This window comes from Streptomyces sp. S186, assembly GCF_051603415.1.
Lineage (GTDB): Bacteria > Actinomycetota > Actinomycetes > Streptomycetales > Streptomycetaceae > Streptomyces.
In genome coordinates this window covers 1-21,789 of record NZ_CP193932.1, presented here as the reverse complement: position 1 = coordinate 21,789, position 21,789 = coordinate 1, and the positions used below count along the sequence as shown (strand labels likewise).

The following is a 21,789-nucleotide window of genomic DNA, read 5'->3' as shown; positions in this document are numbered from 1 at the left end:
GACGGCGCGCCGTCCTGGTGCCTGCCGTCGCCGAGCCGTGCGGTGTCGCAGACGTGTGGTGGCCTGCGCTCCACTGGACGGGCCCGCACGTCCGCCGCGTCGCCTCGTTGCGGTGGCGGGCGTGTTTCCCCCGTGCGGCGGAGGGGGATCGCCCGCCGGACGGAGGCGGTGCGGGAGCGCCGGGGGGAGTCTGGCGGTATGAAGACGACACCGCCTACCTCCCCAACTCCCCGTATTTCTCCGGCTATTGTGCCTATTGTGCGGGCCGTGGCTCTTGCTGCCTGTGTCCCCTACCTCATGCTGAAGGTCGTCTGGTTCGCCGGCGGTCGCCTCGGCATTCCCGTGCACAGCCCGCTGCGTCGGGACGGCGATTCCCTGATGGCGCTCAACGGGCTGACTGTGGTGATGGATGCGGCAGTGGTTGTGCTGGCGTTTTTGCTGACCCGGCCGTGGGGCCGGGGGGTGCCGGGGTGGCTGCTCGCGGTGCCGATGTGGTGCGCGACGGGCCTGCTGACGCCGATCGTGGTGGTTTTTCCGGCGCAGACGGTGGCCGGGGCGCTCGCCGGCCGTACCGGGGCGGGCCCCGGTGGCGGGCCGGACGCGTTGCTGGAGCCGTGGGTGTGGACCGTGGTCTACACCGGGTTCATCGTGCAGGCCCTGGCACTGGGCACGCTCTTCGTGCGCTACGCCCGCCATCGCTGGGGCCACCTGTGGCGTGGATCGCTGGCAGGACTGTCGGACAGTCCCCTGCGGCCGGCGCGGCGGTTGACCGCGGGTGTGGTGGGCGTGCTGTCGTTGCTGCCGGTGGTCATGCACTTGCTGTGGGCGGCGGGCGGTTCGGCCGGCCTCACCCCGGCGCGTGTGGCGCAGCGGGACCTTGATGGGCGGTTGAACGACGCCGGGTTCGTGGTGTTCGCGGTCGTCACGGTGGTCGGGGTGCTGCTGCTCGTGCTGGGCGGTGGCCCGCGGGGCCGGGGCGGGCGGCTGCCGCTGCTGGTGCCGTTGACCGCTGTTTGGCTCGGTTCGGGTGCGCTGGCTTGCTGGGGTGGCTGGCTGGCTCTGACGGGATTGCCGGTTTCGGCGGGGGATCTGCGGCAGCCGGCGCCGTTGATGAGCCTGACTTACGCTGTGCAAATGATCGTGGGGATAGTCGTGGCTGTTGCCGGCGCCCATTTCTTCGCCGAACGTGGGGCAGAACAGGGGGCACAGCGCGCGACAGCACACGGGACACAGTGTGCGGCAGGGTGCGCGGCGGGGCGTGCGGTGGCCGGACAGGCCGGGGACAGTGACGGAGGCGTCCGGTGCGACTGAGCGTCGGCCGGGTGGCCCGGCGCTGGGCTCATCTGATCCTGGGTGGCGCGCTGTTGATGCCGTTCTTCCTGCTGGCGTCGGTGGCGCTGCCGCTCCTGGTGGACGGCGCGGATCCGCTGCGTGACCTCGGCGTGCAATTGGCCGCGTTCGGTTGCGCGTTGCCGCTGGCGGCGCTGGCCGGTCTGCTCTTTCCGGTGCTGCGGCCGTTGGAGGCGGCCGCCGTGCGGGCGCTGTGCGCGGTGCCGGTGCAGCGGCTGGCGGAGGGGCCGGCTGTGTCCCTGGCCGCCCGGTGGCGCAGTGCGCTGTGGTTCACGGCGCATCTTCTGGCCGGCGGGATCGTCAGCGCGATGACGCTGGCCGTGCCGCCGGCTGCGGTGCTGCTGCTTCTCACGCCGTTCGGCGGCGACGCACTGGGGCTTGAGTGGCCGCAGGCGTTCGATGGCTGGAGCGGGCCGGTGGCCACTGTGGCTCTGCTGGCCCTGCTGTGGGGCACCGGTTGCGGTGCGGGGGCGCTGCTGTCCCGTTGTGCGCCGGTGCTGCTGGGCCCCACCCCCGCCGACCGCCTGGCCGCCGCCGAGTGCCGCGCGGCCGAACTGGCGGCCCGTAACCGGCTGGCGCGCGAACTGCACGACGCGGTGGGCCACGCACTGAGCGCGGTCACCCTCCAGGCGGGGGCGGCTCGCCGGGTGCTGGAGAGCGACCCGGAGTTCGCCCGCCAGGCGCTGGCCGCCATCGAGGAGACCACCCGCTCGGCGGTCGCCGAACTCGACACCGTCCTGGGCCTGCTGCGCACCGACGACGAGGCAGGGACGGGCATGCCGGCAAAGCCGGCACAGGCAGCCTCCGCGCCCGTGGCGGCCGCCTCCGCGCCTACTTTGGACGGTTTGGAGGCGCTGTTGCACCGGACTCGTGCGGCCGGCGTGCGCGTCACGGCGGAGCTGTGCGGCGACCGCGCGGGGGTGCCGCCGGTTCTCTCGCGAGCGGCCTACCGGATCGTCCAGGAAGGTCTGAGCAACGCCCTGCGGCACGCCGGCCCGGTCCCGGTGGTGAACCTCCAACTGCACGTAAAGGACGGCGAGTTGAGGCTGACGATGGAGAATCCGCTGACCGCGGCGGCGGACGGAGGCGGTGCGGGGCGCGCCGGCGGCGGGCGCGGTCTGCGCGGGATCGCCGAACGGGCACGGTTGCTGGGCGGGGCCGCCTCGGCCGAGGCGGCGGACGGTGTCTGGCGGCTGACCGCCCGCCTGCCCGTGGCCGGACCGGCCGGCGAACGAGCGGCCGACGGTGGGGACGGGGGATCGGCGTGATCAGGATCGTGCTCGCCGACGACGAGCGGATGGTGCGCACCGCGCTGCGGGTCATCCTGGGCGTGGAGGCCGATATGGAGGTGGCCGGCGAGGCGGCGGACGGCGCGGAGGTGGTGCCGCTGGTCCGCGAGGTGCGCCCGGACGTGGTGCTGATGGACGTCCGGATGCCCGGCATCGATGGGATCCGGGCCACCGAGCTGATCCTCGAAGGGGTGGCGGACCCACCGCGGATCATCGTCGTCACCACCTTCGAGAACGACGCCTACGTCTACGACGCGCTGCGAGCCGGCGCCAGCGGCTTCCTGCTCAAGCGGGCCCACGCCGACGAACTGGTCCAGGCGGTGCGACTGGTGGCGCGCACTGACTCACTGCTCTTCCCGGCCGCGGTGCGGGCGCTGGCCGCCCGGCACGCCGGCGAGCGGGCCGCGGACGAGGCGGCGCGGGCGCTGCGGGAGCGGCTCTCGCAGCGGGAGGGCGCGGTGCTGCGGCTGATGACCGCCGGGCTGACCAACGCCGAGATCGCAGCCCGGCTGGGCGTCGGCCCGGCGACCGTGAAGACGCACGTCGCCGGGGTGCTGGCCAAGCTCAGGGTACGGGACCGGACCCAGGCGGTGATCGCCGCCTACGAGTGCGGATTCGTCCGGCCGAGGTGACCGGGGACCGGCCAGGGCCGGTTTCGCCCGTACCCGTAACCGGAGGGCGTCGGCCGCTGTCGGGGTGCGGTGGCAGCCGTACGGCAGCCGTACGGCAGCCGTACGGCAGCCGTACGGCAGCCGTGGCAGCTGTCCGTTGCCTCGGCCGTGGCCGGGTCAGAAGGCGCGGGTTGGAAGGAGCGCGTCAGAAGGTGCAGGTCAAAAGGTGCGGGTTAGGAGGTGGGCGGGTCAGAAGGTGCGGGCCAGCAGGAGTGTGCCGGTGGTGAGCATGGTGGCTGCGATCAGGGTGTCCAGCACCCGCCAGGCGGTGGGGCGGGCCAGTATGCCTGCGAGGAGGCGTGCGCCGTAGCCGAGGGCGGCGAACCACACCAGGCTGGCGAGCATCGCCCCGAGGCCGAAGACCCAGCGCAGTGGGCCGCGGTCGGCGGCGATGGAGCCGAGCAGCAGCACGGTGTCGAGGTAGACATGAGGGTTGAGCCAGGTCATGGCCAGGCAGGTGAGCACCGCCGTACGGACGGAGCCTGTCGAGGCGCCCTGCGACGTCAGTGCCTGCCCGGCAGCGGGTCGCAGGGCACGGCGGGCAGCCAGGGCGCCGTAGCAGATCAGGAATCCGCCGCCGGCCAGGCCGACAGCGCTCAGCAGCACGGGCCACGCGGTGACCACGGCTCCGAGCCCGGCCACGCCCAGGCAGATGAGGATCGCGTCGGAGAGGGCGCAGATGCCGACTACCGCGAGGACGGCCTGCCGGCGCACCCCCTGGCGCAGGACGAACGCGTTCTGCGCGCCGATGGCCACGATGAAGGACAGGCCCGTGCCGAATCCGGCGATGAGCGCCGGGGAGATGCCGCTGTACATGACGACGACGCTATGGACCCACCGGGCATGAGTACAGCTAAAGTTTTTTAGGTAGCATTAGCTATCGTGATGTCTGAGCTGCCTGAGTTGCCCCTGGACCAGTTGCGTACGCTGCTCGCCGTCGTCGACGAGGGCACCTTCGATGCCGCCGCGGCAGCGCTGCACGTGACGCCGTCCGCGGTCAGTCAGCGGGTCAAGGCGCTGGAGCAGCGCACGGGCCGGGTGCTGCTGATGCGTACCAAACCGGTCTGCCCGACGGAGTCCGGTCAGGTGGTGGTGCGGCTCGCGCGCCAGTTGGCCGCGTTGGAGCGGGAGGCGCGTGAGGAGTTGGGTATCGCGGGTGAGTCGGGTCCGGCTCGTCTGCCCATCGCGGTGAACGCCGATTCCCTGGCCACCTGGTTCCTGGAGGCGGTGACGCGAGTGCCGCAGGACCCGCCGATCTGCTTCGAGCTGCACCGTGAAGACGAGGCGCACACAGCGCAGCTCCTGCGTGAGGGGCGGGTCATGGCCGCGGTGACCTCATCGGCGCAACCGGTGACGGGTTGTACGGCCCGTCTGCTGGGGCTGGCCCGGTATGTGCCGGTGGCGAGCCCGCAGTTCACCGCGCGCCATCTGGCGGCCGGGCCACTGCAACGCGGCCTGCCCGATGCGCCGGTGATCGTCTTCGATGGGCGTGACGAACTGCAGGACCGGTTTGTGCGGTCCCTGGCACCCGACAGGCCGGGTGCGGGCCGTGTCCGCCACTATGTGCCCGCCTCGGACGGCTTTTGCGACGCCGTGGCCGCCGGCCTCGGCTGGGGCCTGGTGCCGGAGCCGCAAGCGACACCACTGCTGCGCCGTGGAGTCCTGACGGAGCTGGTGCCGGGCCGGCGGGTGGATGTGCCGCTGTACTGGCAGCAGTGGAAGCTGGATGTACCGACGCTGGCGGTCGTGGCTGAGGCCGTCATCGCCGCAGCAGCCGAGTCTCTCCATACCCAGGACTGACAGGGAGGGTGGCGCGCAAGGGGCGAGCGCGGTGGGCCCGGGCACGAGGCGGCCGGGCCGTTGAGCCCGCGAGCAGGGTGCCGACGACGTCGCGGCCCCACTGCGCGGTTGGGACGCGGAAGACCAGGCGATCCGATCAGTGGTCAGGCGTCAATGATCGGGCGGCGGCCTCGGCCGGGTTCTGGGTGCTGCCGAAGGAGTCCGCGGTGCGGGCGAGGTACGCCTGGGCTAGGCAGGGTGGGGTATGCCCAAGCCTCGGCCCCGCATCGTGGTGCATCCGCTGGCTCCGTCCGGCGGCCGACGTGTGTATGTCGACGCCGAGAGCCTGGGCGTCGCCTTCGACGTCCGCGATCTGTTGGAGTTCCTGCGCCGAGCCGGCCTGGACCCGGAGGATGTCCGGTTCGATGACCCTGTGATCGAATGGCGCGGCGGCGGGCCCGACGTGCGGAGCATCGCGACGGACTGAGGGCCCAGCATCGAGCGCAGCCGGCGGCGCCCGCACACCAGCCACCGGCAGCAGTGACCGAGACCCAGGAACTCTCCCCAAAAGCGCAGTTGGGTTCCTCCCTGGTGTGTTGATGGTTGGTTGAGAAGGTGAGGGGAGCGGTTTGTGTTGGGTGGTGAGGGATGTGAGCTGGGACTGTGTGTGGTGTGTTGAGGGAAGGAGGGTTCGTCGAAGGTGGCGTGGCGTTTGGGTCTAAAGGCTCGGGCATCTTTTGCTGGTCAGGGGGGTTGCTTGCTGGGGTGGGTTATCGGGTGTGGGGGCGGTGGTGGGTTTCGGCGAGGTGGTCGAGGCGGATGGCTTCGGCTGTCACCACGACGGGATCAGTGTGGCTCAGGGCAGCGAGTTCCCCCTCCACTGCTCGGGCGGCCGCCGCGGAATCGGCGGCAGTCACACACAGCAGTGTCCCGAGCTCGTTCTGAGCTGGATGCCGTCCTCAAGCCACTCCCGCAGCTCGGCAACAGTGCCGGGAGTCGTCCCGGCCTGGAAGATTCCATTCGTCATCGCTGTCTCACTCTTGACAAGTGCGCCCGTGCCGTGGCCAGTTCAGCACCTGGCAGGCTGCGAACGATGGCAAAGGGCTGATTGCCCGGTATCAGCTATTGACGTGTGGCAGGGAAGGGCTGGTCCCGAGGCGTAGTCCAGGGCCATCGCCGCGACGCCGCTACTCCAACGCCAGCTCCGATAAGCGGCTCCGCGTGGCGGGCAGTTCACCAACGAGTGGTGGACGTGACGATCCGCCCGTGGCGTGCGGTTCCGGCTGTAAGCATGACGTCATGGACGATGCGCAAGACCAGGGCAAGGTCAGCAAGCGGCGCGAAGAAGTCGATGGGGAGATCTCCGGCCTCATGGGTGCCATGCATGGGATCGCTGACTGCTACCGGGAGCTCGGGCTCTGGTACAGGGCGAGGCTTCAACGTCCACGCCCCTTACGGGGAGAACAACATCAACACCGGCAAGCCGCTGAGGGAGCTGGCGATAGAGCTGGCCACCTGGGCAGCCGAGATCGTAGCGAAGGCGGAAAAACCGTGGATGCCAAACGGGCCTTGCTCAAGCAGCTCGAAGAAGACGCATGAGCGACTCCGATTGCTGAGTCCTGGGCTCGCCGCTGTGCAGCCGGGTTGGCTCGGAGGGATCCCGGCCTCCGGGTTGGGCGATACCGTTGCAGGACACGACAGTTCTGCCTTACGGAGCCTGTGGTGAGCGAACAGTCGGCCCCCGCCGACACCGCCCGGCAGCAGCTGGAGCTCGCAACCGCCGACGTGGTCCGCGCGTACGCGGCCAAGACCCGTGCGAACGCTGATCAGTTCGCCGACATCATGGAGGACATCGGCACCAACGGACTGCCCGCGGTGGAGGACTGCGCCCCTGGGAAGAAGTGCGCGAGGCCCACTTCGCCCGCCTCGCCGCCCAGTGCCCGGCCGTCGCCTGATGGCTCCGCAGTCCCGCCCCGCCGCGCCCGCATCGCTTTCTCCGACACCGCCGCCAAGCAGCTGGAGAGCATCACCAGCGAGGCGGAGATCCACGCCCTGGACCGCGCCTTGGTCGTCATCTCCGTCGCCCCGGATGCCGGCGAGCCGATCCCCGGCGACACCACCGGCCCCAGCTGCGCCAGTACACCGGAGAAGTCGAGTCCGTGAGGGTCTTGTACTTCGTCACCGTGCTGCCCTCCGTGGTGGTCGTGGCGTATATCGAGGTCTGGCCTGCGACGGAGCCGAGGTGCCGTCCGACATGAAGCAGTTCACCGCCGACCGACCAGTCACCGCCCTGCGCCGGGTGCTGGACTGCGCCGGGTGCTGGACTGCCGCTCACGGCGACCGCGCTCCGCAAGGGACCTGCCGCAGAGTCGGGGCGGCACCGGCCTGGTCCTCGAAGTCATGCGGCTAGCCTGGGCAGTTGACGCAACAGGCTGCCGCCTGCCCCGTTGACGAGCACACTCTGCCCTGCGCGCCGCTCGGTGTACAGGGGCTATTTGGTGGTCGGTGGTCCGAGGACGCCGCGGTCGTGGAAGTGGGTGAGGTCGTTGTCCAAGCCGGCGGCGAGTCGCATCGGGGTCAGTCAACGTCGATGTCGGCCGCGCGCACGCGAGGCTGGGTCTCCCGGGCGTGTTCGTGGCGGAGGTGTCGTGTCGCTGGGGCGGCTCTGTTCACGTAAGCGGGCAGCAGTTGTTCGCTGTTTTGGGAGGCGGATGGAGCCGAGGGACGAAGCGAACGGTTCATGAGTTCCGACGGCACCGGTAGCAGCGAACTCTGATTCGGTACGTTCACCAAGGGAGCCCAGCTCCCGCCACGGCTACGGCGTGTCTCTTTGATGGGTGAGCAGTTGATGGGATGTGTCTGTCCGGTTGGTGATCAGTGATGCGATGTGGGACCGGATCGAGCCGTTGATGCCGGCCGATCCGGTCCGTGGCCGACGGTGGGCCGATCACCGCCGCACGATCGAGGCCATCGCGGGGAAGTACCGCACAGGCTCGCCCCGGCGCGACCTGCCCGTGGAACTCGGTTCCTCCAAGGCCGCGCACAAGCGGCTGCTGCGGTGGGCGGTCGACGGGACGTGGGAGAAGATCTTCGCCGTTGTCCTGGCCACGGCGGACGCCGACGCCGATATCGGCTGGACCGTCTCGGTGGATTCCACCGTCTGCCGGTCCCACCGGCATGCTGTCGGAGTCCGGAAAGGGGGAACCGGTCAGGGGACAGCCCGTCGACCACACCCCGGGCTGCTCCCGTGGCGTTCTGAGTCTCAAGGTCCTGGCCGGCGACAGCGACGGTCAGCCTCTGGCGATCACGGTCACCGCCGGACAAGCAGGAGACGCCCCAGCGTTCGCCGCCGTGATGGCCGCACTCCGAGTGCCCCGCACCGGATGCGGACGCCCTCGCACCAGGCCGGACCTTGTGATCGCGGATCGTGCTTGCTCCTCACGCGCGATCCGGTCCCCTTTGCGTGAACGGCACATCCGGGCGGTCATACCGCAGCCGGTGAACCAGATCCGCAACCGGCTACGACGCGGCCCGCCCGGCGGCCGGCCACCGGGCTTCGACGTCGACACCTACGAACTGCGGAACGCAGTCGAACGATGCATCAACCGCCCCGAACAATGGCGTGGCCTGGCGATGCGCACCGACAAACTCGCCATCGTCTATCAGGGCGCACTCCAACTCGCTGCCATCCTCATCTGGGCCCGCAGATGATCGCAGTGACAAAACCAGAACACCCGTCAGACCTCCGCTGTCTTCGCCGCCTCCGCGCTCTCCGCCCCCGCGCAGATGTAGCGGGTGCGAGCCGCGTAGGAGCGGACCGCGACGATGAGGGCGAAGCCCAGGCCCCCGAAGGCCAGGCCGCCGAACCACACCATCCAGGTGAGGTCCGCGCTGGTGGTGAACGGCGGCTTCGGCTCGAAGGCGGGTATCACACCGGTAGCGCTGAGCAGAGCCATGACGTTGAGGACCACCCCGTACACTGACAGGGCACCGCCGGTCAGCCAGGCCGGGACCAGCGGCAGCAGGCGCGGGACCCGGCGCCCGGACAGCAAAAGCGTCCAACGGGGGAAGACCATCCCCCACCGGTACATCAGCCCTGTCAGCAGGAAGACCCCGAGCAGCGCGGCCATCACCGATGCGTCGAGCCCGACCGAGGCGAGCGATGTGGCGGCCCCCGCGTCCTCGTTCAGCTTCCGCCAGCCCTCCGCCGTGACGCCCAGCGCGTCGCCGCCCAGTGTCCAGACGGTCTTCAGGCCCGCCCAGGGCAACAGGCCGCACATGAGGACGTACGCCGCCACCTGGGTCCGCGCCGAGGCCATGGAGGCATCCGGGTGGACCAGCGCGCCGTCGCTTGCCCCGGTGTGCGGATGCCCGCACCGCGGGCACCCGCCCCGACGCCTGCGGCGGAACGCCACCACGGCCATCAGCAGGAAGCCGGCGCCGGCCGCGTTCAGCAGGGCGTGGACCGCTCCGGTGGCGCTCTCGATCCCGGAGAGTGTCACCAACGTCACGACGATCTCCGTCACGCCCAGCGCGCCCGCTCCGAAGACGAGGATGGCAGCGGCGAGTGCAGCCGACACCACCGCCCGACCGGGCCCGGCGAGCGGTCGGGCGGTGGCCCAGGCGGCGGCGTCACCGAGCACGGCGAGGGCGGCAAGGGCGAACTGGGCCGCCGGTGCGTAGGTCTCGTGCGGCTTCAGGGGCACGCTGGTCCCCGTCACCGCCCAGGCGGTCTGGACAACCGCATACACCGCGCCCCACGCGAGGGCGGCGCGGGGCGCCCACGCGGGCCATCGCCGCCACCACGTCGTCCAGGCCATGGCCTCGGGCGGTGGCCCTGCATCAACGCGTGTCTGCGAATTGGTGGAAACAGCCACCGCAACCTCCGTATGTCCGCCGTTCTTTCAGACACAAGGCTTCGCGGCAGACGGACCGGGCACATCCTCCGCCTGGACCCCACCGCTCCGCCGCACGACGGACCGGGCCTCACCCGGCGGGATGAGGCTGCCGGATAAGGCTTCGGCACCGCAGCAGCCGCTTGTGCGCGGTCTTGAAGGAGTCGAGCTGCGCGGGCAGGTCGCGCCGGCGTGAGCCGGTGCGGTGCTTCCCCGCGATGGCCTCGATCGTGCGGTGGTGATCGGCCCGCCGTCGGTCACGGACCGGATCGGCCGGCATCAACGGCTCGATCCGGTCCCACATCGCATCACTGATCACCAACCGGACAGGCACATTGGGTCAACTGCTCAGTCCATCAAAGAGACATGCCGTAGGGGATGAAGGCAGCGGGCCCTGTCAGATCCCGGGTAGGCCCGGGCTTTCCAGCCCGGCCGGATGTGAGGTACGCATGTCCGATGACCATGCCTCCGATACCGCTTCGCAGCATCGACGAGCAGGAGTTTGTGCCCTGGGCGCGCATGATTGCCGACACCTACGGTATGGATCGCTGTGAAGAGGAACTGGCCGACCAGCGAGCTGCGACGGATCTCGGGCGTACCCTGGCGGTCTTCGATGAGGGTGTGCCGGTTGCCGGAGCCTCTGTCTACAGCCGGCTGCTGACCGTGCCCGGGGGTGTCCTTCCCGTGGCGGGGATCGCCTCCGTGGGAGTCGCCCCGACGCATCGCCGCCGTGGAATCCTCACCTCGATGATGCGCGCCCAGCTGACCGACCTGCACGAGCACCGGCGCGAGCCGATCGCAGTGCTCCGCCCCTCCGAGGCCGGGATCTACGGCCGCTACGGCTACGGCCCCGCGACGCTGGGGAACCAGATGCGCTGCGACCGGCGTGCCCTGTGTTTCCGCCCCGACACGGACTTCGGGGAGGGCACCGTACGACTGCAGCACGCCGACCAGGCCCGCCCTCTCGTCGAGAAGGTCTACGACCAAGCCCGCACCACGGCGGTCGGCTGGCCCGATCGACAGGCGGTCCACTGGGCGGTGCGCCTCGCCGATTATCCGCACCGGCGCGGCGCGTCGACCTCGCTGCGCTTCGCCGTGCATCAAGACAACGACGGCCGCGCCACCGGCTACGCGCTCTACCGGCACAGCTCTGTGCCGGACGGACTCGGCGGCAGTGCCGGTGTGGTGCAGGTGGTGGAGCTGGCGGCGCTCTCGCGCCCGGCGTACGCAGCGCTGTGGCGCTTCCTAGCCGGGATCGATCTGGTGACCTGGATCGATTACGAGGGCGCCGTGGATGAGCCGTTGTTGCACCTGCTGGCCGAGCCGCGAGCGGTCCATGCCTCACAGGTCGACCGCCTGTGGGTGCGGCTCGTCGACGTCGACCGGGCCTTGGCAGGCCGGAGTTACGCCCTCCCGTTCGACCTTGTCCTGGATGTGCGGGACGACTTCTGCCCGTGGAACACCGGACGCCACCGGCTGCAAGCGGAGGGGAAGAGCGCGGTCTGCGAGCCCACGACCGCCCCGGCCGACCTGCGTTTGACCACAGCGGAACTCGGCGCCGCCTTCCTCGGAGGCACCACGCTGTCCGCCCGCTCGGCCGCGGGGCTCGTCGAAGAGCTGCGACCCGGCGCGCTTTCCCGCGCCTCGGCGGCCTTCCGTGGTGAACGCGAGCCCTGGTACCCCGGCGGCTGGGCCTTCCCGCTCTACTGAACAGCCACTTGACAGATCAGCAACACCGCTGTCGCGTTGCGGGACATGAGGGGAGCAGGCACTGCAGGTCGACCCGCTGATCAAAGCGTGCGCCACCACTGCGCGGGCGCTGATGATCCAGGCTGGAGGCCCGCCTCAACCTCAAGGTCGAGCACAAGAAACGTCTGACCACGGTGCTGGCGGAGGCCGAGGAGATGCTCACCAGCGCACGGTCCAACACCGCACGCCTGCCCCACTGGTTGCGCCGGCCCGGCAACCTGAACTGTGACCACCAACGCCCTGGGCCGGCCCGCCATATGCCAGCCCGTTGCTTTGCGGTGGGAGGTTCGTCGACGTTCTCAACACCCTTGTCCGGACCATAACTAAGGACGTCTTCCCCCGGGCCGCTGCTGACCCCGGTGCCGCAACGGCGTACGAGAAGCTTCGGCGCGCCATCATCGCGAAGACCACTGCGATCCGAAGCAAGGCGCTGCAGACACCTCCGGAGTGAGGGCGCAACGCTGCCTGAGCCACCATCCGGGGGATCGCCGCGGTAAGCCCAAAGGGGCCACGGGATGATCTTGAAGCCCTGAGCGCCCGGGTTCACCTTCGGCGGCGGGCTGCAAGGTCGCGCTCGGCGACGTGCTGGGCGACGGCGTCGATGCCGGGCCGCCGTACCTCTCCAAGGGCCGTACGGAGGATTGGCGGGAGCGGGTCAACGACATTGGCGTTGAGGTGCCGTCTTCGGCATCGTGCGTCAATGCACTGTGGGGGAGCTGGTGGAGTGTCCATCCCTGCAGCTCGTCGAGGTCGTCAGGGTGGTGAGGGGGTGGCCGGCAGCGGGGTGTTCTCCTGGAAGATCTCTTCCGCCTGGCGGCAGGACAGCTGCGCATGGTCGGTCGCCAGGCAGGTGTCCAGGGTTGGCGTGTGGGCCGGGGCTCTGCGGTCGGTGAGGAACGGTGGGCCTTGGGTGCGGCCGGCGATGAGCCGGGGCAGGAGCTGGGTGGTGCCGGACTGTCGGCTCCACTGGATGGCGCCGTCTTTGGAGACGGCTCAGCCGCGTTTGTCGGGGGGGGATCAGTTTCTCTGGATTCGTGTGGAGGGCTTCGCGGTGCCTGTGCCGGTGGGGTACCGCTCGACCGCGGCTTTGTACGCCGGTGGTGGTGCGGGCAGTGGCACGACCTGGGCGCGCGGAATCTGCAACGCGTCCTCGCTCTCCGGAGTGGCCGCCCGTTCGATTCTCGCCCGTCGGCTTCCTCCGGTCCTGCCGCAGTAAATGCGTGCACTTCGCCCTGCCGTCCGTGGTCACGCTCGGTCGTACATGCGAGGCGTTGAACGGGGCGCCGGGGAGACTGTATCGACACTGCCGCAGTAAATCCGGTATTGCTGCGGTATCACCCAGGCGGGCCGTCGGTTGCTGCAAGCCCGGTGAGCGGATCTCGAGGCGGAACCGTCGCTATCGGCAATCGCTGTACCGTCGGCCTTCGCACCCGGCCCGGCCCTGGGCGTCACTCAGCGCCATGTGTCCGTTGGCCGTGGCTGTACGGGAACAGGGCCGAGTGCGAGAACAGGGTCGAGGAGGTGTGGTTGCGTTCGGGCTCGTACTGCCCGTGGGCAAACTGCTTCAAGGTGAGGTGAAGTGGTTCATGATCTGGGTGGCGAAGGTGGCGGTGTCTTCGAGCAGTGGGGTGTGGCCGGTGTCGAGTACGACGGTTCGTGCTCCGCGGCGGCCTGCGGCCAGGCCCATCCCTGACTGTGTGGGAGTGAACGTGTCGTGTTCGCCGCAGATCAACAGTAGGGGAACCTCGTTTCCCCGGCCGCACTTCATCACGGCGTCGTGCGCGTTGAGGGCGCGCCGAAAGTTTACAGTCGTATGCGGGAGTCGAAAGGCGTCTTGGTAGGCGGGCGCGAGTGCCTCGCGCAGTGTTTGCCGGTTGTGCGGGGCCAAGGTGTGGTCGCAGGCCAGGAGGGATACTTCCAGGATCCGCCCCTGTCCTGTCATGTCGACCGCTTGTGCCAGCAGTTCTCGCGTCTCCTGCGTCAGTTTCTCGCTCGCGTTGGTCAGCACCACCCGGGCGACCCGGTCGACGTGGTGCTCCAGCAGAAGGCAGGCCAGGCCGGCGCCGTAGCAGTACCCCAGTAGGTCAACCTGCCGCACTTCCAGGTGCTCCAGGGCCATGTTGACGGCCGCAGCCTGGATCTCGTAACCGGCGATGGTCTCGTCGTCCAGTTCCGAGGCGCTACCGAAGCCGGGTGGGTCGAACGTGATGACGGTGACGTCGTCGGGTAGATGCGCTTCGAGCGAATCCCAGTCGTGCATGTCCATCGTGGCCCCGCCGAGCAGGGCGATCGGCCGGCGCGTCGATGGTTGCGATGCGGCACGCACCCGGCAGGCGAAGTCGTACCCGGCCATCCTCAGCCGGTGCACGCGCTCTCGCGTCGGGGGAGATCCAGGGGTGCTGGTCGCATTCCGTCGCATGGTCATGCCGCCTCCACCTGAGCCGTGTTCACCTTTCGGCGCGCCCCGCACCTCTCGGCCGTGGCCGCCCGTTCATCGCCGCTAGGAGAGCCGTCGCCGACAGCGTCGTCTTGCCGACGGACGCCGGCGCGTGAATTGAGGTCCGGGTCAGAGGTCGTAGCACGCCGAGGCATTCTCGACCCCGTCGCATGGCGAGTGCGTCCCGAGCGCGGTGGCGCTGTGTACGCGGACTGTCCGGGGTTCTTCGAGGCGAAGTGACGGAGAAGGGGACCACTGATGCCCTCGCGGTGGTGTTCGCGCCGCACGGCAAGAAACTGCCCGTACCGGTGAGGAGTTCCTTTCGGATGGTTCCTCCGGTCGGCGTCGTGGGCGGCGAGCACGTTTTCGGCAGCCGGGCCGCAGATGTCCCGAAGCTGTTGCTCCACGGCCGGCCACTCCTTGTCGGTATCGGGCGCAGGGGAGTGCCGGCCCGGGAAGACGCCTTTGCCCTCCACAAGGAACACCTCGCCCACCTCAAGGTTCCCCTCGGCCACCTCGAGGTTCTCCTCGGCCACCCACCGGAGAGAGCCGGGTGCCGGACGCCTGTAGAGCTCCCGCGTGGTGAACATCCACTGGTAGAGGCGGTCCTCGGCGAAGGCGTCGGTCAGGATCTCCGTGATCTCGTCGATGCCTTCTCGCATCCCGCTACGCACCTCGGCGGATGTCATTGGATCTGTCTTCCTGATTCACGCCGGAACACCTTAGCCATGTGAATGCACAGAGTAACAGAATATACACTTAAAGTTATATCGGTGTGCGCAGTGGGTGGCTGGACTCCAGGGAATTGAGCAGTACCCACTTTTGAGAAGAGGCTGGAATGAGCATTCGAACGTCCCCGGTACTGGCCACCCTCCCGCCCGGCCCGCCGCTGCCGGGGCCCGTCCTGACCGGATTGTGGATCGCGTCTCGCAAGCGGCTTCTTGCTGGTCTTCAAAAGCGCTACGGGTCGACCTTCGCGATGACGCTGTCCCCGTTCGGCCCTAGCGTGTTCCTGTGCAGTGCCGCTCTGATCAGGCAGATGCTGACGACCAGTCCGGCGATCGCTGGACTGGGAGAGCCGAACCTGGGCAACGTCCTGGGGCCGGGCTCAACGTTCGCGCTGCTGACGTCCCGAACACCTGCACCGACGCAAACTGCTGGCCCCCTCCTTCCACGGGCGCCACCTGCACGCCTACGAGGAGTTCATGGTCGAGGAGACCGTCCGCGAGGCCAAGACGTGGCCGCAGGGCGTCGAGTTCGCGACGGCGCCGGGGTTCATGCGGCTGACGTTGAACATCATCCTGCGCACGGTTCTGGGGGCCGATGGCGAGCACCTGGACCGGCTGCGCGAGCTGATGCCTCCGATGGCCGACCTCGGTGTCAGGCTGACGCTGTCGCCGTTCACCGACCGTGGGCGTTCGTGGGGGGCGTGGGCTCGTTTCCGTAGGATGCGCCGGGAGTACGACACGGTTGCACTCGACCTCATCGACAGCGTCCGGGCAGACCCGAAGCTACAGGAGCGCGAAGATGTCCTCGCCATGCTCGTGCAGAGCCGGTACGAGGACGGCGAGGCCCTGGCGAACCAAGAGATCGCCGACGAACTGCTGACCATCCTCGGCGCCGCTCACGAGACCACGGCGAACACGCTCACCTGGGCCGTCGAACGACTGACCCGACACCCGGAGCTCCTCGACCGCCTCGTGGCAGAGGTCGACGACGGCGGCTCCGACCTGCTGGCCGCTACCGTCCTCGAGGTCCAGCGCACACGTCCCGTCATCACGGACATCACCCGCAGCGTCGTCGCACCGACGATGCCACTGGGGGAATGGACCCTCCCCAAAGGACACCAAGTCGTCTTCGCCATCGACTTCGTGCACATGGACGAGACCGTCTTTCCCCACCCCGAGAAGTTCGATCCGGACCGGTTCGTGAATGCCCGGCCCGACATGTACTCCTGGATCCCCTTCGGGGGCGGCACACGCCGGTGCATCGGTGCCGCCTTCGCCAACCTCGAGATGAACGTCGTTCTGCGGACACTGCTCCAGAACTACGAGTTCCGCACAACACGCGCACCGGACGAGAAGTGGAAGTCCCGCGGTGTCACTTGGACGCCCGCCCGCGGCGGGCGCGCCGTGGTCCACCGTCGCAACACCGCTCATATCCTCCCCCACACGGCCCCAGCTTCAATGACAATCCGCCGAACGAGTGACGACGTGGGCTGATAACCCACGGTAGAAATGCACAACGGCTTCTCAGCTCCGGCCACCGCGCTCTGCGCCGCGTCTTCGCGGATTGACACGTGACCAGGCCCCACCCCGCCGACCACCTGGCCGCCGAGCAGGCGGGCTCACTTCATCGACGCCGCCCCTGGCTTGCCCAAAGCTCATGACGCGAGTACGGCCTTCGGCCGGCTCTGCGTGGCGAAGGAGATGCCGATGCGCTCGCCGTCTTCGCCGATGGCGCTGATGTACTCGCCGCGGCCGGCCTCGTTACGCTGCGCGTGCGCGTCCAGCACCCGCCCGTCCTGCGAGGTGCGGTGAACTGAAGCCTCTCGGCCAGGCCGAACATCAGCGCCCGGTCCCGGCCGATCTGCCCGTACAGCAGCACCTCCCAGAAGTTGCCGTGGTGGGCGGAGACCTTCTCGATCTGCTCGTACTGCTTGGCGAACCCGCCGAAGCTCTCCACGATCTTCGTGACCGTGCCGAGCCCGCCGGCCTGCACCAGCAGGGCCTTCATCAAGGCGAGGACCGCCGGGCAGACCTCGCCGTCCAGGCGCCGGGCCACCTCCTCGACCGGCGCCTGTTTTGAGCATTCCTGTGTTCTTGATCAGGGCTGGGTGTGAGCTGGTGGCATGACTGCAGATCCGTCGTCTGCATCACCGCCGCTGCCGCCGCTGCCGCTGCTGCCGCTGCTGCCGGTGGTGCCGGTGGTGCCGCTTTCGGTGGGGGCCGAGAGACTGGTGGTGGTTTCCCGGGCGCGGGACCGGGCCTTGACGCGGTCTATGGTGGTGCGTCGTCTTCTCGCGCTGGAGGAGGCCGGGACGCTTCAGACGGTGCATGTCCGTATCGCCGCATCGACGGCGGGGCCACTGTGCGGACGCTGTGGCGTTGGCTGGCTGTGACGAAGGAATCGGGCCGGATCGAACCCGCCCGGCGGCGTGGGGCGTTCACGCTGACGGACGCGTTGTGGGACCGGCTGGGGGAGCTGGGCGGGAACGTGAAGGCATTATGCAGCGACCCGGGAACGCTGCGTGGGGCGTGTCCTTGGCTTTGTCCGCCCCGCCTGTGCCTCGGGGGGATCCTGGTGCCTGTGACTGGGCGTTGGCCGGGTTGGCATTGCCGGGCACCTTCGGTGAGGCTGGCGAGGCAACCACCGGCCCCGCTCCGAAGGGCGGTGCAGAGAGCGCTGATCTGGCCAGCCCGTCACCGGTCACCGACGGTGTGCGTCTGTACGTGCTGGGCGCGCACGTCGTCTCCACGCAGCGGCTCGGCGCCGTCACCGAGGCGCTCGCCACACCATCGCCGCCCGCGGGATCGTGTGTGTGCGGCGACCCCGGGCACGGCAAGACGGTCGTGGTGCATCGGGCTCTGCGCCTGCTGCCGCGCTGCACGCGGGTGCATCGTGCGCTGGTGGCGGTGAAACCGGCCTTGCCGCAGCTGCGGGCTGCGCTGCTCACCGTGTTCGGCCTGCCCGCCACGGTGTTGACGAACCGCACGGACGCCGCCGACCGCGCCCCGGATTCCACGGCGCTGCGGCGCACCCGGTCGCTCGGCACAGCCGCGTTTCGTCGACCTCGTCGCTGGACACCAATCCGTCCGGATCCAGTCAGGCAGTGTTGCCGCAACCCGCCCGAATGGCGTGGCTCTGCTCCCTTGTCACGGCACGATGCAGAGTGCCGCCGGGACGATTCAACGCCGGCCCATGCACCGGGCCTACGCCATCGATCAGGCACGCAGCGGACATGTCCCAGAGCCTATCGGCTCGTTGGCGGTGGCCGGCGTGGCCGGCGTGGCCGGCGTGGCCGAGTGCGAGGTGCTGGGGCAGATGGCGAGCGTGGCGGGACCTGGTCCCACCTCGCTCCCTCCGATTGGCGATGAGGAGGATGCTCAGGATTACGCCTGTACACCTGCTGGAACACATCAGGTCGAGTCCGCGACGCGCGCGTCGCCGGTCAAAGCCGCGTCGGTGAGGCGGGCGGGGCAGGTCCGCGCAGGGCAGGTCGAAGAAGGAGTCGGCCGCAGAACAACCGGTCCGGAGAACAGAACACGATGCGTCCGACCACAGCCACGGCGAGACGCCCACCGCCAGCACCAGCCGCCCGTCCGGGAACCGGGGCAGCGACAGGCCGACCAGCAGCGACTGGAGCATGTCGGAAGCGAAGCGCAGCGGCAGACCATAACGGTCGGTGATGGCGGTCACCGCTTCCTATACCGCTTGTGCAGCGACGTCACAACCGTACTCATTACGGACGGTCGCATCAGGGGCAACAGCCTTACAAATCCGCACAGTTCGCCCCAGCAAGGTTGTCCACCCCACCCCCGAAGCCGGGGCCCTTGACCCACGGCAAGCCGAGCCCCAAGAACAGGGCTTGCAATTCCGGTGGGTAGCTGTCGTACCGGGAACGCACGGCATACAGCCGCTTCTTCAGCTGCACCTCGCGCCCCTCGACCTCGGTCCGGTAGTCGGCCGCCACCCGCAACTGCCCTGCCTCGTCGACCAAGGGACCGGCCTCCTCAAGATGCCGCTGGGCGGCGATCACGACCTCCATCAGCCGCTCCTTACGCCCCCGCCGTGCCTGCGGCACCGCCGACGTCACCCGCGCATCCCCTGCCGCCGGCCCCATCCGCAGCTCTTCCAACACAGTCCGCTGCTGCTTGTGCAGCTCCTTCCACCGCACGTGCTGCTCGCACAGCCACCTGCCGAGGTCCTCGCCGAGGTACATTCGCGTCCCGTGCAGCAGCTCGGCCCGCCTGCCGCCCTCCTCCCTGAACCGCCGCAGGCGGACGAGCTGACGGTGAAAGGCAGCGGTCCACGGCACGCCCTCGGGAACCCGCCATACTCCGATCTCGTCCAGGTCGGGGTCGGTGATCCCGGGCCGGCGCCGCTCCGCCAGCAACGCGCCCAAGGCCACCTCCTCCCCATCGACGTCGACGTTCTCGTCCAGCCGGGGCAGCAGGTGCCCGTGCCTTTCGACATAGGCCCGGGCGGCGGCCAGCAGCAGGGCCCGCCCATTCGCCCGCGGCTCCCACTCAAACCCCAGATCTGCCAGGTACTGCACCAGATCGGGGTGGACACGCGGCCCGTGCTCCATCCACTCCTGGCGTGCCGCCGCCTCGTCGCCCAACTCCTCGATCAGGCGCTCCAGATCGTCCTTGTCCGCGCGGGCCTTGCGCCGCAGCTTGTCCAGCTCCACCCCGAGCCGGACACCGTCCTCCTCCCAGTCCGCCGGCACCTTCAAATTCCCGTGCAGGGACTGGTAGGCGGTCGCGGCCTGCATCACCTTCTCCAGGTCCCAGCTGGAGGGATCACCGACCACGGTGATCCGCAGCCAGTCCACCACCGCCCGCTGCGAACGCTCCCGCATCAGCTTCAGCATCTGCGTCAGCTCCCGCACCCGCTCCTGCTGCCGACGCCGCTCCTCAGCATCAGTGAGAACCGAATGCGGCGTACGGCTGGTGGACTGCGTCGCCTCCGCCCCACCGTCGGGCTCGTAGGACTCCACCGCCCGCAACACATTCGTCACCGGATCCCAGTCCGCCGACGCCATCTCCTCATCCGCCGGCCCCTCCAAATGCAGCACCGGCACAATGATCGACGCCGTCTTCTCCGGATTCCCCCGGTCGAACCGCAGCGCTCGCCCGGCGATCTGCAACAGCTCATGCAGCGCCCGGCGCGGCTCGATCAACGCGACCGCTTCCACCGCCGGCACATCGATGCCTTCACTGAGCACCCGCACCGAGCAGACCACGACAAGGTCCACCTCGTTGCCGTCCAGATCGGTGCCCGCGGCCAAGGCATCAAGGACCCGCACCCGCTCCGTGCCGGGGACGGCCTCGTGCAACGCCACCGCGAACACACGCCGCGGCGCCGTCGTGCCCTGGGCATGCAACAACCACGACTGCTCCGCCATCGCCTCCGCCGCCGCGACCGCCCCGGCCACCGTCCGGTGATACGTCAGCAACCGACGACACCCAAACTTCCCCGCCGCCCGCAGCGTCGCCCCCACCGCCGAAGCCTGCAGCTCCGCCTGTACCACCTCATCGCCACGCCCCCGCTCGGCCACCAGATCCCGCAGCCGCGCCTCATCCACCTCCGCGACGACCACCTGACTCCGCGCCAACTTGCCCAACCGCTGCGCCTGGCTCAGCCCCATCCGGTAGGCCACCGGCCCATGCAGTTTCTCCGACATCCGCACCACCGCCGCAACGACCCGTCGACCGCGCGCATCCCGGCTCACCGCCCCCATCAGCCGCGGCGTCGCGGTCATCGCCAGTCGATGCACCGCCGGCACCAACCGATGCGAGTTGATCCGCCCCCACGTCTTCGACGTCTCCGTATGGTGCGCCTCGTCCGCCACCAACAGATCCCACCGCGGCAGCGCCGCGACCCCGTCCCGATCCGCGCGCAACTTGTGCGCCGCGATGATCGTCTCCACGCTCGCGTACGTGGTCAGCACCGTGTACGGCTGTCCCACCGCCCGAAAGAAGTGCACGAGCTGAGCCAGCTGCCGGGGATCGGTGGTTACCTGGACCCCCCGCTCCTCCATCCCGGCCAGCCCCGCCCCACGGCGGCTGTACACGGCCACCACCGGCCCACCCCGGCCCGCAGTCCGCGCCGCCCTATACGTCTGCTCCAGCAGATCCCGGCTGGGCACTGCGAACAGCATCCCGCCCTGCTGCGCGACCGCGTCACCGACCATGAACGCGATCCGGGTCTTACCCAGCCCAGGCGCCAGATGGATCTGCGCGGCATACCGCTTGCGACGCGACCCAGGCTTGGGCGTGTACATCTTCAGGATCGCCTCAAGGACGTCAGGTTGGTGGTCGTACAACCACCCCCAGTCGTCGCTTCGTACAGCCAGTCCAGGCAGTACCGCACTCATCGCAAATACCTCACGTCGGCCCGACGCGACGGGGCCTGCTCGTCGTGCATCGCCGCTTCCTCCCCGACTCTTGGGACCGATCCCAGTCAGATGACCAAGATCAAGCCCCGAGGACTTGACTGGGACTGTGTGGGGTAGGAGGTCAATTTCTCCATTACCCGTTTTTCCAATTCTGTGACCAATGCTAGTAACTCACCAGACACCGGCGCCACCCCCGTCACCCGAAAGAGACCACGCAACCATCCCTTGATGCCCCAACCCAACAACCTGACAGAGCGCCAGACACGAAACTCCGCTCAAAACAACCAACCCTCACCAGCACCCAGAGCAACCCAAGTCACCCCCATAACCTCATTCCAACTAGCAATTCCTGAACAGACATCACATGACTGCCAGTCATTGCCAGACAAGAAGAACCCCCACTATGCCTGGCGAGTGAATTCCGGAGGAATTCACTGGCAGTTCCGGAGGAGCTGCCCAGGCACCGGAGGTGCCTGCCGCTCCCGGAGGGAGCGGC

16 protein-coding genes and 3 pseudogenes are annotated in these 21,789 nt (G+C 69.1%); 12 read left to right on the top strand and 7 right to left on the bottom strand.

The features are described from left to right. Positions 1–297: 297 nt before the first annotated feature. From ACRAS8_RS00095 to ACRAS8_RS00085, 3 genes are read left to right on the top strand one after another with little or no spacing between them, the layout of a single operon-like run. Positions 298–1,311 carry a hypothetical protein gene (locus tag ACRAS8_RS00095; protein WP_438483574.1) on the top strand — a complete coding sequence of 338 codons (1,014 nt, stop codon included), beginning with the start codon at positions 298–300 and terminating at the stop codon, positions 1,309–1,311. Beyond that, a complete protein-coding gene (locus ACRAS8_RS00090; RefSeq protein ID WP_438490296.1) occupies positions 1,308–2,618 on the top strand; it encodes a sensor histidine kinase in 1,311 nt (436 codons plus the stop codon). Before ACRAS8_RS00095 ends, ACRAS8_RS00090 begins: the two co-directional genes overlap by 4 nt. Continuing rightward, entirely contained in the window at positions 2,615–3,271 is a 657-nt protein-coding gene (locus ACRAS8_RS00085) for a response regulator transcription factor (RefSeq protein WP_438483572.1), read from the top strand. The genes ACRAS8_RS00090 and ACRAS8_RS00085 overlap by 4 nt, the downstream gene beginning before the upstream one ends. A 228-nt stretch (positions 3,272–3,499) precedes the next feature. Here ACRAS8_RS00085 and ACRAS8_RS00080 read toward each other — a convergent pair whose 3' ends face one another. Beyond that, on the bottom strand, positions 3,500–4,126 hold the full coding sequence (locus tag ACRAS8_RS00080; protein ID WP_438483570.1) for a LysE/ArgO family amino acid transporter: 627 nt from the start codon (positions 4,124–4,126) through the stop codon (positions 3,500–3,502). Between the two features lie 69 nt (positions 4,127–4,195). On the opposite strand from ACRAS8_RS00080, the gene ACRAS8_RS00075 reads away from it, so the two are divergent. From ACRAS8_RS00075 to ACRAS8_RS00050, 6 genes and pseudogenes are all read left to right on the top strand, one after another. Then, positions 4,196–5,110 carry a LysR family transcriptional regulator ArgP gene (locus ACRAS8_RS00075; protein ID WP_438490295.1) on the top strand — a complete coding sequence of 305 codons (915 nt, stop codon included), beginning with the start codon at positions 4,196–4,198 and terminating at the stop codon, positions 5,108–5,110. A gap of 244 nt (positions 5,111–5,354) precedes the next feature. Next, entirely contained in the window at positions 5,355–5,576 is a 222-nt protein-coding gene (locus tag ACRAS8_RS00070; protein ID WP_438483568.1) for a hypothetical protein, read from the top strand. 812 nt (positions 5,577–6,388) lie between these two features. Further along, entirely contained in the window at positions 6,389–6,688 is a 300-nt protein-coding gene (locus ACRAS8_RS00065; protein WP_438483566.1) for a hypothetical protein, read from the top strand. Between the two features lie 123 nt (positions 6,689–6,811). Further along, a pseudogene (locus ACRAS8_RS00060) lies at positions 6,812–7,044 on the top strand (hypothetical protein). Continuing rightward, positions 7,044–7,347 (top strand): annotated as a pseudogene (locus ACRAS8_RS00055) (hypothetical protein). The pseudogenes ACRAS8_RS00060 and ACRAS8_RS00055 overlap by 1 nt, the downstream one beginning before the upstream one ends. Positions 7,348–7,944: 597 nt before the next feature. Then, a protein-coding gene (locus tag ACRAS8_RS00050; RefSeq protein WP_438483564.1) for an IS5 family transposase occupies positions 7,945–8,800 on the top strand; the annotation gives its coding sequence in 2 pieces (ribosomal slippage) (positions 7,945–8,306 and positions 8,305–8,800; 858 coding nt in all). A gap of 26 nt (positions 8,801–8,826) precedes the next feature. On the opposite strand, the gene ACRAS8_RS00045 is transcribed toward ACRAS8_RS00050, so the two are convergent. Further along, complete coding sequence (locus ACRAS8_RS00045) at positions 8,827–9,795, bottom strand: hypothetical protein (protein WP_438483562.1); 969 nt, start codon at positions 9,793–9,795, stop codon at positions 8,827–8,829. A gap of 319 nt (positions 9,796–10,114) precedes the next feature. Next, positions 10,115–10,318 (bottom strand): annotated as a pseudogene (locus tag ACRAS8_RS00040) (transposase); the annotation flags it as partial. A gap of 122 nt (positions 10,319–10,440) precedes the next feature. Here ACRAS8_RS00040 and ACRAS8_RS00035 point away from each other — a divergent pair. Beyond that, complete coding sequence (locus ACRAS8_RS00035) at positions 10,441–11,694, top strand: GNAT family N-acetyltransferase (protein ID WP_438483560.1); 1,254 nt, start codon at positions 10,441–10,443, stop codon at positions 11,692–11,694. A gap of 1,603 nt (positions 11,695–13,297) precedes the next feature. Here the strand turns inward: ACRAS8_RS00035 and ACRAS8_RS00030 are convergent. After that, the gene (locus ACRAS8_RS00030; protein WP_438483558.1) at positions 13,298–14,086 is read right to left on the bottom strand and encodes an alpha/beta fold hydrolase; all 789 of its coding nucleotides are present in this window, start codon (positions 14,084–14,086) and stop codon (positions 13,298–13,300) included. A gap of 68 nt (positions 14,087–14,154) precedes the next feature. Next, positions 14,155–14,859 carry a hypothetical protein gene (locus ACRAS8_RS00025; RefSeq protein WP_438483556.1) on the bottom strand — a complete coding sequence of 235 codons (705 nt, stop codon included), beginning with the start codon at positions 14,857–14,859 and terminating at the stop codon, positions 14,155–14,157. A 450-nt stretch (positions 14,860–15,309) separates the two neighbouring features. Here ACRAS8_RS00025 and ACRAS8_RS00020 point away from each other — a divergent pair, with 450 nt between their 5' ends. After that, a complete protein-coding gene (locus ACRAS8_RS00020) occupies positions 15,310–16,392 on the top strand; it encodes a cytochrome P450 (RefSeq protein ID WP_438490294.1) in 1,083 nt (360 codons plus the stop codon). A 130-nt stretch (positions 16,393–16,522) separates the two neighbouring features. Here the strand turns inward: ACRAS8_RS00020 and ACRAS8_RS00015 are convergent, their stop codons facing one another. Further along, positions 16,523–16,954: a hypothetical protein gene (locus ACRAS8_RS00015; protein WP_438483554.1), complete on the bottom strand. Its 432-nt coding sequence runs from the start codon at positions 16,952–16,954 to the stop codon at positions 16,523–16,525. 67 nt (positions 16,955–17,021) lie between these two features. On the opposite strand from ACRAS8_RS00015, the gene ACRAS8_RS00010 reads away from it, so the two are divergent. Beyond that, positions 17,022–17,291, top strand: coding sequence for a hypothetical protein (locus ACRAS8_RS00010; RefSeq protein WP_438483552.1), 270 nt, complete (start codon positions 17,022–17,024; stop codon positions 17,289–17,291). 1,371 nt (positions 17,292–18,662) lie between these two features. Here ACRAS8_RS00010 and ACRAS8_RS00005 read toward each other — a convergent pair. Then, positions 18,663–21,272 (bottom strand): DEAD/DEAH box helicase family protein, encoded by a 2,610-nt coding sequence (locus ACRAS8_RS00005; RefSeq protein WP_438483550.1) that lies wholly within the window; start codon positions 21,270–21,272, stop codon positions 18,663–18,665. Positions 21,273–21,789: the final 517 nt, after the last annotated feature.